The organism is Polaribacter sp. Asnod6-C07, assembly GCF_045063625.1.
Taxonomy (GTDB): domain Bacteria; phylum Bacteroidota; class Bacteroidia; order Flavobacteriales; family Flavobacteriaceae; genus Polaribacter; species Polaribacter vadi_A.
In genome coordinates, this window is the sequence record NZ_JBEFOF010000005.1 from 2,314,217 (window position 1) to 2,328,901 (window position 14,685).

The 14,685-nt window shown below is 32.5% G+C and carries 14 protein-coding genes and 5 tRNA genes; all 19 read left to right on the forward strand.

Annotation, left to right across the window (positions count from 1 at the left end):
* The first annotated feature begins 80 nt into the window (after positions 1-80).
* The 19 genes from ACJJVK_RS09920 (at position 81) to rpoB (ending at position 14,638) form a co-directional block, all read left to right on the forward strand.
* Positions 81-1,667 (forward strand): alanine/glycine:cation symporter family protein, encoded by a 1,587-nt coding sequence (locus ACJJVK_RS09920; RefSeq protein WP_405565663.1) that lies wholly within the window; start codon positions 81-83, stop codon positions 1,665-1,667.
* 9 nt (positions 1,668-1,676) lie between these two features.
* Positions 1,677-2,591, forward strand: coding sequence for a ComEA family DNA-binding protein (locus ACJJVK_RS09925; RefSeq protein ID WP_405565666.1), 915 nt, complete (start codon positions 1,677-1,679; stop codon positions 2,589-2,591).
* Positions 2,592-2,609: 18 nt separating this feature from the next.
* Positions 2,610-3,776 (forward strand): acyl-CoA dehydrogenase family protein, encoded by a 1,167-nt coding sequence (locus ACJJVK_RS09930; RefSeq protein ID WP_405565668.1) that lies wholly within the window; start codon positions 2,610-2,612, stop codon positions 3,774-3,776.
* A 410-nt stretch (positions 3,777-4,186) separates the two neighbouring features.
* The gene (gene rpsU / locus ACJJVK_RS09935; RefSeq protein ID WP_015480739.1) at positions 4,187-4,384 is read left to right on the forward strand and encodes a 30S ribosomal protein S21; all 198 of its coding nucleotides are present in this window, start codon (positions 4,187-4,189) and stop codon (positions 4,382-4,384) included.
* Between the two features lie 272 nt (positions 4,385-4,656).
* A complete protein-coding gene (locus ACJJVK_RS09940) occupies positions 4,657-5,553 on the forward strand; it encodes a tyrosine-type recombinase/integrase (RefSeq protein ID WP_405565671.1) in 897 nt (298 codons plus the stop codon).
* Positions 5,550-5,858, forward strand: a complete 309-nt coding sequence (hpf, locus tag ACJJVK_RS09945) for a ribosome hibernation-promoting factor, HPF/YfiA family (protein WP_405565674.1) — start codon at positions 5,550-5,552, stop codon at positions 5,856-5,858. Before ACJJVK_RS09940 ends, hpf begins: the two co-directional genes overlap by 4 nt.
* A gap of 107 nt (positions 5,859-5,965) precedes the next feature.
* Positions 5,966-6,039 (forward strand) — tRNA-Thr (locus tag ACJJVK_RS09950).
* A 35-nt stretch (positions 6,040-6,074) separates the two neighbouring features.
* Positions 6,075-6,156, forward strand: a tRNA-Tyr gene (locus tag ACJJVK_RS09955).
* A gap of 14 nt (positions 6,157-6,170) precedes the next feature.
* Positions 6,171-6,243 (forward strand) — tRNA-Gly (locus tag ACJJVK_RS09960).
* Between the two features lie 17 nt (positions 6,244-6,260).
* Positions 6,261-6,333, forward strand: a tRNA-Thr gene (locus ACJJVK_RS09965).
* Between the two features lie 62 nt (positions 6,334-6,395).
* Entirely contained in the window at positions 6,396-7,583 is a 1,188-nt protein-coding gene (gene tuf, locus ACJJVK_RS09970; protein WP_405565676.1) for an elongation factor Tu, read from the forward strand.
* A 78-nt stretch (positions 7,584-7,661) separates the two neighbouring features.
* Positions 7,662-7,734 (forward strand) — tRNA-Trp (locus ACJJVK_RS09975).
* An 18-nt stretch (positions 7,735-7,752) separates the two neighbouring features.
* Complete coding sequence (gene secE, locus ACJJVK_RS09980; RefSeq protein ID WP_015480735.1) at positions 7,753-7,941, forward strand: preprotein translocase subunit SecE; 189 nt, start codon at positions 7,753-7,755, stop codon at positions 7,939-7,941.
* Positions 7,942-7,951: 10 nt separating this feature from the next.
* Positions 7,952-8,500: a transcription termination/antitermination protein NusG gene (gene nusG, locus ACJJVK_RS09985; protein WP_068357679.1), complete on the forward strand. Its 549-nt coding sequence runs from the start codon at positions 7,952-7,954 to the stop codon at positions 8,498-8,500.
* Between the two features lie 68 nt (positions 8,501-8,568).
* Entirely contained in the window at positions 8,569-9,006 is a 438-nt protein-coding gene (gene rplK, locus ACJJVK_RS09990; RefSeq protein WP_068357676.1) for a 50S ribosomal protein L11, read from the forward strand.
* A 20-nt stretch (positions 9,007-9,026) separates the two neighbouring features.
* The gene (gene rplA, locus ACJJVK_RS09995) at positions 9,027-9,716 is read left to right on the forward strand and encodes a 50S ribosomal protein L1 (protein ID WP_068357673.1); all 690 of its coding nucleotides are present in this window, start codon (positions 9,027-9,029) and stop codon (positions 9,714-9,716) included.
* Positions 9,717-9,735: 19 nt separating this feature from the next.
* The gene (gene rplJ / locus ACJJVK_RS10000) at positions 9,736-10,257 is read left to right on the forward strand and encodes a 50S ribosomal protein L10 (protein WP_405565681.1); all 522 of its coding nucleotides are present in this window, start codon (positions 9,736-9,738) and stop codon (positions 10,255-10,257) included.
* A gap of 46 nt (positions 10,258-10,303) precedes the next feature.
* Positions 10,304-10,678 (forward strand): 50S ribosomal protein L7/L12, encoded by a 375-nt coding sequence (gene rplL / locus ACJJVK_RS10005; RefSeq protein WP_215993210.1) that lies wholly within the window; start codon positions 10,304-10,306, stop codon positions 10,676-10,678.
* A 150-nt stretch (positions 10,679-10,828) separates the two neighbouring features.
* A complete protein-coding gene (gene rpoB / locus ACJJVK_RS10010; protein ID WP_215993209.1) occupies positions 10,829-14,638 on the forward strand; it encodes a DNA-directed RNA polymerase subunit beta in 3,810 nt (1,269 codons plus the stop codon).
* Positions 14,639-14,685: the final 47 nt, after the last annotated feature.

Consider the following 14,685-nt stretch of genomic DNA (forward strand, 5'->3'; position numbering starts at 1 on the left):
TAACATTCAAAAATTGTTAAAACTTCATTTTTTTTATGATATTGCACATCAGTAAATTTAAAACTAACAATACGAATATTATGAAGAAAAAACTTCTTTCTTTGTTGCTTTTAGCAGCACCAATATTAACTTTTGCCCAAGAAAAAGGACTAGACCAACAAATAGACGAAGCATTTGGTAATGCAACTGGTTGGTTTGTAGATTTTATTTTTTATCAAATTCCTTTTACAGATACAGTAAGTATCTATTGGGTTCTATTCCCATTAATCTTAGGAGCAACTTATTTTACTTTCTATTTCAATTTTATCAACTTTAAAGGTTTTATTACATCAATAAATATTGTTAGAGGTAAATACGATAGTTTAGAAGATAGAGAAGATCATAAAGTAGAAATTGCTAAATCAGAATTTACTGACGAAGAAGATAATCCAGATACTATTAGAGTAGAAGGTCATAGTGGAGAGGTTTCTCACTTCCAAGCATTAACAGCAGCACTTTCTGCAACTGTAGGTTTAGGTAATATAGCAGGTGTAGCAATTGCAGTTTCAATTGGTGGTGCAGGTGCTACTTTTTGGATGATTGTTGCAGGTTTTTTAGGAATGGCATCAAAATTTGTGGAGTGTACTTTAGGTGTAAAATATAGAGATATTGAAGCTGATGGAACTGTGTATGGGGGTCCAATGTATTATTTAACAAAAGGTTTAAAAAATAAAACATTAGGTAAAGTTTTAGCAGTGTTTTTTGCGATTTTTGTAATTGGAGGTTCATTTGGTGGTGGAAACATGTTTCAAGTAAATCAAGCTTTTCAATTAGTAGAAAATATTACAGGAGGTTCAGAATCTTTTATTCATGGTAAAGGTTGGTTATTTGGTTTAGTAATGGCAATTCTTGTAGGTATTGTAATTATTGGAGGAATCAAAAAAATAGCGAAAGTAACAGATAAGATAGTGCCTTTTATGGTGGCTATTTATGTTGCAGCTTCTTTATTTGTAATTTTTGCAAATTTCAGTATGGTTGGTGATGCGTTTTCTCAAATCTTTACAGGGGCATTTAGTCCAGAAGGAATTGCAGGTGGTGCAGTAGGAGTTTTAGTACAAGGATTTAGAAGAGCAGCTTTCTCTAACGAAGCAGGTATTGGTTCTGCTTCTATTGCACATTCTGCAGTAAAAACAAAATATGCAGCAAGTGAAGGTATGGTTGCATTATTAGAACCTTTTATAGATACAGTTGTGGTTTGTACAATGACAGCTTTAGTATTAATTATTACTGGTAATGTAGCTGCAGAAAATGCTTCTTTAAATGATGCACAAGCAATTTTATTAACCTCTGGTGCATTTGAATCTGCAATTTCTTGGTTTCCTTATGTATTAACAGTAGCAGTTGTTTTATTTGCGTTTAGCTCAATGATTTCTTGGTCTTATTATGGTTTTCAAGGTTGGGTATTTTTATTCGGTAGATCTAAAAAAATGGAATATACTTATAAAGTAATCTTTTGTGTGTTTGTTGTAATTGGTGCAGCAGCAAGTTTAGGTTCTGTAATTGGTTTTTCTGATGCAATGGTTTTTGCAATGATGGTGCCAAATATGATAGGTTTAATTCTATTGGCTCCTAAAGTTAAAGCTGAGTTAACAAAATATATGGATGCTATAAAAAGTACTAAAGCATAAAATATAAAAATGAAAATTTTAAAATCCCATTTCTGGTATAACAAAAGCGAAAGAAATGGGATTTTTTTATTGGCAATATTTATCATTATTCTTCAAATATTTATTTTTTCTGATGTTCTTTTTGATGATGATAAAATAGATACAAATCAACCAAATTTACTCGCTTTTCAAAATCAAATAGATAGTTTAAAATTAGTTGAAATAGAAAACAGAAAGCCTAAAATTTATCCTTTTAACCCAAATTACATTACAGATTATAAAGGCGAACAATTAGGGATGTCTTTAAAAGAAATTGATCGATTATTATCTTTCAGAAAAACAAATAAATTTGTGAATTCTAAAGAAGAATTTCAAAAAGTAACGAAGGTTTCAGATTCTTTACTGGCAAAAATATCTCCTTATTTTAAATTTCCAGATTGGGTTGTAGAAAGAAATAAGAAAAATCAGAATTCTACTTCAAATACCCATTCTAAAACTTTCGATAATTCTAACAAGAAGTACAATTATAAGAAGAAAGTAGTATCAACCACAGACATCAACAAAGCAACAGCAGAAGATTTTATAACTATAAACGGAATTGGTGCCGCTTTTTCTGAAAGAATTATTAAGTATCGTTCTAAATTGCAAGGATTTTCTTTGGATGCTCAATTGTACGAGGTATGGGGTTTAGAAAAAGAAGTTGCAGATAAAGTGCTTTCGGTTTTTAAAATTGTAGATAAACCAATCATTAAGAAAGTGAATGTAAATACTGTGGAATTCAAACAATTATTAAAAAATCCTTACATAGATTACGAGTTGTGTAAAAAGATTTTTAATTATAGAGATGAGGTTGCTGAGTTCCAAGATATATCAGAATTAAAAAATATCAAGGGTTTTCCTTTAGATTTGTATGATAGAATAACCTTATATTTGTTGGCTGAATAAATAAAAATATCCTGCCTAATGAACAGTATGTATTTTACTGAAGAACACCAAGCTTTTCGTGCTAGTTTTAAAGAGTTTTTACAGAAAGAAGTTGTACCTCATATAGATAAATGGGAAAAAACTGGAACTATAGATCGTTTCATCTGGAAAAAGTTTGGAGAAATGGGGTATTTCGGTTTATCAACTCCAGCTGAGTATGGAGGTTTAGATTTAGATTTGTTCTATACAGTTGTTTTTTTAGAAGAAATGCAAAAAATTAATTCTTGCGGATTTGCAGCAGCAATGTGGGCGCACGAATATTTAGCAATGACACATTTAAATAAAGAAGGTAACGATTCTCAAAAGAAAAAATATTTAGAACCAAGTGTTCATGGAGATATGATTGGTTGTTTGTGCATCACAGAGCCTTTTGGTGGTTCAGATGTTGCAGGTATGCGTTCTACAGCAATCAAAAAAGGAGATAAGTATGTTTTAAATGGTTCTAAAACATTTATTACAAATGGTGTGCTATCAGATTATTTAATTGTTGCAGCAAAAACAGATCCATCAGATAAATACAAAGGTATTAGTCTTTTTATTGTTGATAGAAGCTCAAAAGGATTGTCTGCAACAATGCTAGATAAGTTAGGTTGGAAAGCCTCAGATACAGGAGAAATTGCCTTTGATAATGTAGAGATTCCTGCAGAAAATTTATTAGGAGAAGAGGGCAAAGGTTTTCCTTATATCATGCAACATTTTGCTTTAGAAAGATTACTAATGGGTGTAAATGCGCACGCAAGAGCAGAATATGCAGTAGATTATGCACTTAAATATATGGAAGAAAGAATTGCCTTTGGCAAATCTTTAGATAGCTTTCAGGTCTTAAGACATAAAATTGCAGAAATGGCAAGTAGAGTGGACATGTGTAGAGAATACAACTATTCAATTACTAAAAGATTAGATAATGGGCAATATGTAGTAAAAGAAGCAAGTATGTCTAAATTGTTATCAACTAAAATGGCAGACGAAGTAATTTACGATGCACTTCAACTTTTAGGAGGTTATGGTTATATGGAAGATTATCCTATGGCACGATTGTTAAGAGACAGTAGGTTAGGTCCAATAGGAGGAGGTACTTCAGAAATCTTAAAAGAGATTATCGCAAAAATGGTAATTGATGGTAAAGAATACAAACCAGCTACGTAATTTTTTAAATTAGTTTTTTTGTCAAAATAATACTAAGATTATCGCAAAAAAAGAACTGTTTAATAAGAAAGAATACAAATTGTGTAATTTTTTATTTTTGCTAACTGCTAACTGCTAACTGCTAACTGCTAACTGCTAACTGCTAACTGCTAACTGCTAACTGCTAACTGCTAACTATTATTCTGGGCGTTACCTAAAGGTCGGGCTTTCACTACTCGCTTTTTTCGTACCTCAAAAGAGCTCAAACAGGTCGTTCAATCCCTAACGCAAAAAGTTACTTCAAAAAATTAATTGAAATAAAAAATTGTAATTAATAATTAATAATTACATTTGCAGTCCAAAAATTATAAATCAGCAGTTTAACTGTTTTTTAAAATATATAAGATACTTATGAAGGGAGGTGCCAACCAATGTTAATTATACCTGTAAAAGAAGGAGAGAATATAGATAGAGCTTTAAAACGTTACAAACGAAAGTTTGACAGAACAAAGACTATGAAAAACTTACGTAACAGAAAAAACTTTACAAAGCCATCTGTTGCTAAAAGAGCTCAAAGAATAAAAGCTTCATACGTACAAAGATTAAGAACGCAAGAAGAAGTAGGTTAGTGAAACTCTAATTTCTCTTTTGGGAAATTAGTAAGTTTATTTAATCCTGATTTTAGATCAGACTTTTATAACCGAAAAGCAAAATACAAACTCGTATCAAATAATTTTGATACGAGTTTTTTTATGGGTAATTTTTTGTAATTTTACAAAAGACCTCAAGTCTTTTAATTAATAATGTAATATTTTAAGAAAACTAGAAATTTTGTTTTTCGTAAAATAAAGACTGGTATTTTTTAAATTAAATCAAATAACTCGTAAATTATTATCAACAAATGATAGATTCTTTTTTAGAATATTTATCGCTAGAAAAAAAATATGCTCTAAATACGGTTACAGCATATGAAAACGATTTAATTTCATTTAGAGATTTCTTAGCAACTGAATTCAATCAAGAGAATTTATCAGAAGTACATTACAATCAAATTAGAACTTGGATTGTTTCTTTGGTCGATTTAAAAATTTCCAGTCGTTCAATTAATAGAAAGGTGAGTTCTTTAAAGTCTTTTTATAAGTATCTTCAGAAAACGCATCAGATTGAAATTAATCCACTTTCAAAACACAAAGCTTTAAAAGTTGAAAAAAAGATTCAAGTACCTTTTAATACAAAAGAAATAAGTGAAGTTATAAATTTAGTTTCACATCAAAGCGATTTTACTTCTATGCGAAATAAATTAATTATTGAACTTTTTTATTCCACAGGAATTAGAAGAATAGAGCTTATAAACATAAAAGAAGGAGATGTTAGTTTGTCAGATAGCACAATAAAAGTTCTCGGAAAAAGAAATAAAGAAAGGTATATTCCTTTGTTAAAATCTGTAAGTCAAACATTAAAGCAATATTTAGAATTAAAACAAGAATTCTCTATAGGTTTAGAAGAGCTTTTTATCACAGAAAAAGGAAATAAAATCTATGAAAATCTTGTTTACAGAATAATAAATTCTTACTTTAGTAGAGTCTCTTCTAAAGAGAAAAAGAGCCCTCACATTTTAAGACATTCCTTTGCGACACATCTTTTAAATGAAGGGGCAGATTTAAATTCAGTTAAAGAGTTGCTAGGGCATTCATCTTTAGCTTCAACACAAGTCTATACTCATAATAGTTTAGAGGCAATTAAAAGAGTGTATAATCAAGCTCACCCTAGGAGCAATAAAAAGAACAATGAAGTATGAAAGTATTCACCCAATCCGTTAATTTTAATGCAGACAAAGAATTAATTAAATTCGTAGACGAGAAAGTATCAACTTTAAATAGGTTTCATGACAAGATAGTTGACGCTGAAGTTTTTTTAAAAGTTCAAAATACTAGTGATAAAGAAAATAAAATTACAGAAGTAAAAATTAATATTCCTGGTAGTGAGTTGATTATAAAAAGAGAAACTAAAACTTTTGAAGAAGGTATTAATGCAGCAGTAGATAACTTAAAAAGACAATTAAAAAGGTCAAAAGAAAAGCATAGAGATTCATTGATTTCTTAAATTTCAAAAAAAATAAAAAAAAGATTAAAAAAAAGTTTTTAAATGTAAAAAAACTTTATACATTTGCAATCCGTTAGAAATAGCGGGTTGTTTTTTGTGCAACAAAAGCCGATGTAGCTCAGCTGGCTAGAGCAGCTGATTTGTAATCAGCAGGTCGTGGGTTCGAGTCCCTCCATCGGCTCAAAAACAATAAGTTCATTAAAATAGTAAATTGAAGGGGAGATACTCAAGCGGCCAACGAGGACGGACTGTAACTCCGTTGACTACGTCTTCGCAGGTTCGAATCCTGCTCTCCCCACAAATTTACATTTTGCGAAAGTAGCTCAGTTGGTAGAGCGTCAGCCTTCCAAGCTGAATGTCGCCGGTTCGAACCCGGTCTTTCGCTCAAAAAAAATCAACAAAGCCGGTGTAGCTCAGTTGGTAGAGCGCATCCTTGGTAGGGATGAGGTCACGGGTTCAAATCCCGTCATTGGCTCATTTTTAAAAAGTATTATTAGACACTAAATATATTTAAACTAAGAATTAAAATCAATAATTATGGCAAAAGGAACTTTTGACCGTTCGAAACCTCACTTAAATATTGGTACAATCGGACACGTAGATCACGGTAAAACAACTTTAACTGCGGCTATTACTAAAGTATTAGCTGATGCAGGATTCTCTGAAGCTAGATCTTTTGATCAGATTGATAATGCACCAGAAGAAAAAGAAAGAGGTATTACAATTAATACTTCTCATGTAGAGTATCAAACTGCTAATCGTCACTATGCACACGTTGACTGTCCAGGTCACGCGGATTATGTAAAGAATATGGTTACAGGAGCTGCTCAAATGGATGGAGCTATTTTAGTGGTTGCTGCTACAGATGGTCCAATGCCTCAAACTAGAGAGCATATCTTATTAGGTCGTCAGGTAGGTATTCCACGTATCGTTGTTTTCTTAAACAAAGTTGATATGGTGGATGATGAAGAGCTTTTGGAATTAGTTGATATGGAGGTTAGAGAATTATTATCTTTCTATGAGTATGATGGAGATAATGGTCCTGTTGTTTCTGGTTCTGCTTTAGGAGCTTTAAATGGAGAGCAAAAATGGGTTGATACTGTGTTGGAATTAATGGCGCAAGTAGATGCTTGGATTGAAGAACCTTTAAGAGAGGTTGATAAAGATTTCTTAATGCCTGTTGAGGATGTATTCTCAATTACTGGTCGTGGAACTGTGGCTACAGGTCGTATCGAAACAGGTATTGCTAATACAGGAGATGTTGTTGATATTATTGGTATGGGAGCTGAGAAAATGTCTTCTACTATTACCGGTATTGAAATGTTCCGTCAAATCTTAGATAGGGGTGAAGCTGGAGATAATGCTGGTATCTTATTAAGAGGTATTGCAAAAGAAGATATTAAAAGAGGTATGGTAATCTGTAAGCCAGGTTCTGTAACTCCTCACGCTAAGTTTAAAGCAGAGGTTTATGTTCTTAAGAAAGAAGAAGGTGGGCGTCACACTCCATTCCATAATAACTATCGTCCACAGTTTTATGTAAGAACTACGGATGTTACAGGTACAATTAATTTACCTTCAGGTGTAGAAATGGTTATGCCAGGAGATAACTTAACTATTACAGTAGACTTAATTCAGCCAATCGCATTAAATGTTGGTTTACGTTTTGCAATCCGTGAAGGAGGTAGAACAGTAGGTGCTGGTCAAGTTACTGAATTATTAGACTAATATTGTTTTAGTTTACTAATTTATAAATTTAAAGGGTGTCCCATTTTAATGGGATGCCTTTATGAATAAATAATAGAGACGGGTTTAGCTCAGTTGGTAGAGCACTGGTCTCCAAAACCAGGTGTCGGGGGTTCGAGTCCCTCAATCCGTGCAAAACAAAATAAGTAAGATGAACTTTATACAATATATCAAAGATTCTTTTGACGAATTAAGTAACCATATGACTTGGATATCTAAAGAAGATGCCCAAAAAACTACTGTTACTGTAGCTGTTTTTACAATTGTATTCGCATTAGCAGTTGCTGGTATAGATTATGTTTTTCAAACTGGATTAGATAACTTTTTCAAATTATTTTAAGAAATAAATTATGGCTGATTCAGTGATGAAATGGTATGTTGTTAGAGCCATTGGAGGACAAGAGAATAAAGTTAAAAATTATATTGAAACAGAAATTTCTAGAGTAGGTTTATCTGATTATGTAAATCAGGTTATTGTTCCTACAGAAAAAGTTGTTCAAATAAGAAACGGAAAAAAAGTTAATAGAGAAAGAGTTTATTTTCCGGGATATATAATGGTAGAGGCTAATCTATCTGGTGAGGTTCCTCACGTTATCAAAGCAATTACTGGTGTTATTGGGTTTTTAGGTGAAACAAAAGGTGGTGAGCCTGTGCCTATGAGAAAGTCTGAAGTAAACAGAATGCTAGGTAAGGTTGATGAACTTTCTGTTCAAGATGAAAATATTGCAATTCCTTATAACCAAGGAGAAACAGTAAAAGTTGTAGATGGTCCTTTTAATGGGTTTGACGGAACTATAGAAAAAGTAAACGAAGAAAAGCGTAAACTTGAAGTAATGGTGAAAATATTCGGAAGAAAAACACCATTAGAATTAAGTTATATGCAAGTAGAAAAGATATAATTGTTACACAAATATATAGATTTATTTTTTGGCTTCCAACTTAAAATAAATCATTAAACATTTTTAAAATGGCAAAAGAAGTTAGTAAAGTAGTTAAGTTACAAGTAAGGGGAGGCGCAGCGAATCCATCGCCGCCGGTTGGACCCGCTTTAGGAGCTGCTGGTGTTAACATTATGGAGTTCTGTAAACAGTTTAATGCAAGAACGCAAGACAAACAAGGTAAAGTTTTACCTGTTGTTATTACTGTTTTCAAAGACAAATCGTTTGATTTTGTTGTAAAAACTCCTCCTGCAGCAGTTCAGTTACTAGAAGCGGCCAAAATTAAAAAAGGTTCAGGAGAACCAAACAGGAAGAAAGTAGCATCAGTTACTTGGGATCAAATTAAAGTAATTGCAGAAGATAAAATGGTAGATTTAAATGCCTTTGAAGTTTCTTCAGCAATGCGTATGATTGCAGGTACAGCTCGTTCTATGGGATTAACAGTAAAAGGTGATGCACCAGCATAAACTTTATAAAAAGTAGTAAAATGGCAAAATTAACAAAAAAGCAAAAAGAAGCTTACGCTAAGGTTGATAAAACTCAATCTTATGATTTAGCAGCTGCTTCAGCTCTAGTCAAAGACATTACTAATGTAAAGTTTGATGCATCAGTAGATTTAGCAATTCGTTTAGGAGTAGATCCGCGTAAAGCTAATCAAATGGTTAGAGGTGTTGTAACATTACCTCATGGAACAGGTAAAGATGTAAAAGTATTAGCATTAGTAACTCCAGATAAAGAAGCAGATGCAAAGGCAGCTGGTGCAGATTATGTTGGGTTAGATGAGTACCTTCAAAAAATTAAAGGAGGATGGACAGATGTAGACGTAATTATAACAATGCCTAGTGTTATGGGAAAATTAGGTCCTTTAGGTAGAATATTAGGTCCTAGAGGTTTAATGCCAAATCCAAAGACAGGTACTGTAACAATGGATGTTGCAAAAGCGGTTACAGATGTAAAGGCTGGTAAAATCGATTTTAAAGTTGATAAAACTGGTATTGTTCACGCAGCAATCGGAAAAGTATCTTTTGATGCTAAGAAGATTGAAGAAAATGCAAACGAGTTAATACAAACTATTATTAAATTGAAACCTACAACTGCAAAAGGAACGTATGTAAAAAGCGTTTTTATGTCTAGTACTATGAGTCCTAGTATTGCTGTTGAAGTAAAAACTGTTTAATACGTTAAAACTTATAATTATGACTAGAGAAGAGAAATCACAAGTAATACAAGATTTAACAGCAGTATTAGCAAACACAAATACAGTATACTTAGCAGATATTTCAGGATTAGATGCACAAACTACTTCTAATTTAAGAAGAGCTTGTTTTAAAGCAGGGATCCAGTTATCAGTTGTTAAAAATACGTTACTTGCAAAAGCAATGGAAGCTTCAGATAAGGAATTTGAAGACTTACCATCAGTATTAAAAGGTAATACATCAATGATGATTTCTGAAGCAGCAAATGCTCCAGCAAAATTAATCAAAGAATTCAGAAAGAAAGTAAAAGATAGACCTATTTTAAAAGGTGCCTTTGCAGAAGAATCTGTTTACATTGGTGATGATCAATTAGAAGCTTTAGTAGATATTAAATCTAGAGAAGAACTTATTGGTGAAATCGTTGGATTATTACAGTCTCCAGCTAAGAATGTTATTTCAGCATTACAGTCTGGTGGACAAACACTTTCAGGTATTATTAAAACTTTATCTGAAAAAGAATAAGCGCACAAATAAACTATAATAAAACAAAATTTTAAAAACAATTAAAATGGCAGAATTAAAAGATTTCGCAGAGCAATTAGTTAACTTAACAGTAAAAGAAGTTAATGAATTAGCTACTATTTTAAAAGATGAGTACGGTATTGAGCCAGCAGCAGCAGCTGTAGCAGTTGCAGGTCCTGCAGCAGGTGGAGAAGAAGCAGCTGAAGAGCAAACTGAATTTGATGTTATCTTAACAGCAGCAGGTGGTTCTAAATTAGCAGTTGTAAAATTAGTTAAAGAATTAACTGGTTTAGGATTAAAAGATGCTAAAGGTATCGTAGATAGTGCACCAGCACCTATCAAAGAAGGTGTATCTAAAGATGAGGCAGAAGGTCTTAAAAAATCTTTAGAAGAAGCTGGAGCTGAAGTAGAGCTTAAGTAAAATACATATTCCTGATTTTTGTAAGTATCAAAAACAGGAAAACAAATTTAGGTTTAGGTACTAAAGACTATTGTTTTTAGACCTAAACCATTTTGTGTCTATATTCGTTCTTTATTTTAATTCAGATTTTAATCAAAAAAATATTCTCTTTTGGCAACGAAAAACACTACTGAAAGAATCAACTTCGCAACTTCTCAAATGATTAAAGAATATCCAGATTTCTTGGATATTCAGGTAAAATCTTTTCAAGATTTTTTCCAACTTCAAACAAAGGCAGAAGAAAGAGGAGAAGAAGGTTTATATAAAACCTTCATGGATAACTTTCCAATCACAGATACAAGAAATCAATTCGTTTTAGAATTTTTAGACTATTTCGTAGATCCACCAAGATATTCTATTCAAGAATGTATAGAAAGAGGTCTTACGCACAGTGTACCTTTAAAAGCACGTCTAAAGCTATATTGTACTGACCCAGAACACGAAGATTTCGAAACAATTGTACAAGACGTATATCTTGGAACAATTCCTTATATGACAAACTCTGGTACCTTTGTAATTAACGGTGCAGAGCGTGTTGTTGTTTCTCAGTTACACAGATCACCAGGCGTATTCTTTGGTCAGTCATTCCACGCAAATGGTACAAAATTATATTCAGCAAGAGTTATTCCTTTTAAAGGATCTTGGATAGAATTTGCTACTGATATCAATCAAGTAATGTATGCTTATATTGATAGAAAGAAAAAATTACCAGTTACAACATTATTCAGAGCCATTGGTTTTGAAAGAGATAAAGATATATTAGAGATTTTTGACCTTGCAGAAGAGGTAAAAGTTTCTAAAGCTGGATTAAAGAAAGTATTAGGAAGAAAATTAGCAGCAAGAGTTTTAAAAACTTGGCATGAAGATTTTGTTGATGAAGATACTGGAGAAGTTGTATCAATCGAAAGAAATGAAATCGTTTTTGATCGTGATACAATTTTAGACAAAGAACATATAGATGAAATAATAGACGCAGGTGCTAAAACGGTTTTACTTCATAAAGAAGATAACCATATGGCAGATTACGCTATCATTCATAATACATTACAGAAAGATCCTACAAACTCTGAAAAAGAGGCTGTAGAGCATATTTATAGACAATTACGTAATGCAGAACCGCCAGATGAGGAGACTGCAAGAGGTATTATCGATAAATTATTCTTTTCTGAACAAAGATATAATTTAGGAGAAGTAGGTCGTTTTAGAATGAACACTAAACTTCAACTAAATGAACCTATAGATCAAAAGGTATTAACAAAATTAGATATTATAACTATTATTAAATATTTAATTGAGTTAATTAACTCTAAAGCAGAGGTAGATGATATTGATCACTTATCTAACAGACGAGTAAGAACTGTTGGTGAGCAATTAGCAGGTCAGTTTGGTGTTGGGTTAGCACGTATGGCTAGAACAATTCGTGAACGTATGAATGTACGTGATAACGAGGTGTTTACTCCAATTGACTTAATTAACGCCAAAACTTTATCATCTGTAATTAACTCATTCTTTGGTACCAACCAATTGTCTCAGTTTATGGATCAAACAAATCCATTAGCAGAGATTACTCACAAGCGTAGATTATCTGCACTAGGGCCAGGTGGTTTATCAAGAGAAAGAGCAGGTTTTGAGGTTCGTGATGTACACTATACTCATTATGGACGTTTATGTCCTATTGAAACTCCTGAGGGACCAAATATTGGTTTAATTTCTTCGCTTTCTGTATTTGCAAAAGTGAATAACTTAGGATTTATAGAAACACCTTATAGAAAAGTTGACAACGGAATTGTAGAAAAAGCAGAACCAACTTATTTAAGTGCTGAAGAGGAAGAAGGTATGAAATTTGCCCAATCTAATTTAGAATTAAATGAAGATGGAAGTTTTGTTTCTGATAGAGTTATTGCTCGTGAAGAAGGAGATTTCCCAGTTGTTAGCCCAGATGCAATTGATTATATGGACGTTGCTCCAAATCAAATTGCTTCTATATCTGCATCTTTAATTCCATTTTTGGAACATGATGATGCCAACCGTGCTTTGATGGGATCGAATATGATGCGTCAAGCAGTTCCTTTATTACGTCCAGAATCTCCAATTGTTGGTACAGGTTTAGAGCGTAGAGTTGCAAAAGATTCAAGAATCTTAATTAATGCAGAAGGAGCAGGTGTAGTAACTTATGTAGATGCTAATAAAATTACAATTAAGTACGATAGAACTGAAGAAGAAAAAATGGTTAGTTTTGATTCTGATGAAACATCTTATAACTTAATTAAATTTAGAAAAACCAACCAAGGTACTTCTATCAACCTAAAGCCGATTGTAGAAAAAGGAGATAGAGTAGAAGAAGGACAAGTACTTTGTGAAGGTTATGCAACACAAAAAGGAGAATTAGCTTTAGGTAGAAATATGAAAGTAGCCTTTATGCCTTGGAAAGGGTATAACTTTGAGGATGCAATTGTAATTTCTGAAAAAGTTGTTCGTGAAGATATATTTACATCTATACATATTGATGAGTATTCTTTAGATGTTAGAGATACAAAATTAGGTACTGAAGAGTTAACTAATGATATACCTAACGTTTCAGAAGAAGCCACTAAAGATTTAGATGAAAATGGAATGATTAGAATTGGAGCAGAAGTTAATCCTGGTGATATCTTAATTGGTAAAATTACACCAAAAGGAGAATCTGATCCAACTCCAGAGGAAAAATTATTACGTGCTATTTTTGGTGATAAAGCAGGTGATGTAAAAGATGCATCATTAAAAGCTTCTCCATCATTAAGAGGTGTAGTAATTGATAAAAAATTATTCAGAAGAGCTGTAAAAGATAAAAACAAAAGATTAAGAGATAAAGAAGCTGTTGCAACTTTAGAGCAATCTTTCGTTTCTAAATTTGAAGGTTTAAAAGACGAATTAATTGAGAAATTATTCACTTTAATTAGTGGTAAAACGTCTCAAGGTGTATTTAACGATTTAGGAGAAGAAGTTTTACCAAAAGGTAAAAAATACACTTTAAAAATGTTAAATTCTGTAGATGATTATGTTCATTTAACAGGTTCTTGGACAACTGATAGTGAATTAAATAGTTTAGTTGGTGAATTAGTTCATAACTATAAAATTAAAGTAAATGACTTACAAGGTAATTTACGTCGTCAGAAATTTACAATTTCAGTAGGAGATGAATTACCAGCAGGTATTTTAAAATTAGCCAAAGTTTACATCGCTAAAAAACGTAAGTTAAAAGTGGGTGATAAAATGGCAGGACGTCATGGAAATAAAGGTATTGTAGCTCGTATTGTAAGAGCAGAAGATATGCCTTTCTTAGAAGACGGGACTCCTGTAGATATCGTATTAAATCCATTAGGTGTACCTTCTCGTATGAATATTGGTCAGATTTATGAAACTGTTCTTGGTTGGGCAGGTCAAAAATTAGATACTAAGTATGCAACACCAATTTTTGATGGAGCATCTTTAGATCAGATCAACGGAATTACAGATTCAGCTGGTGTACCAAGATTTGGACATACTTATTTATATGATGGTGGAACTGGAAAACGTTTCGATCAACCAGCAACAGTTGGTATCATCTATATGATTAAGTTAGGGCATATGATTGAAGATAAAATGCACGCACGTTCTATTGGACCATACTCTTTAATTACACAACAACCTTTAGGAGGTAAAGCACAGTTTGGAGGTCAGCGTTTTGGAGAGATGGAAGTTTGGGCACTTGAGGCTTATGGAGCGTCAAGCATATTAAGAGAAATCTTAACTGTAAAATCTGATGATGTAATGGGTAGAGCTAAAACATACGAAAGTATTGTTAAAGGTGAAGCTATGCCAGAACCAGGTTTACCAGAATCGTTTAACGTATTAATGCACGAACTGAAAGGTTTAGGATTAGACGTTAGATTAGAAGAATAAATTTTTTCAGTAACCAGTTTTCAGTAACCTTTATGTTACTGAAAACT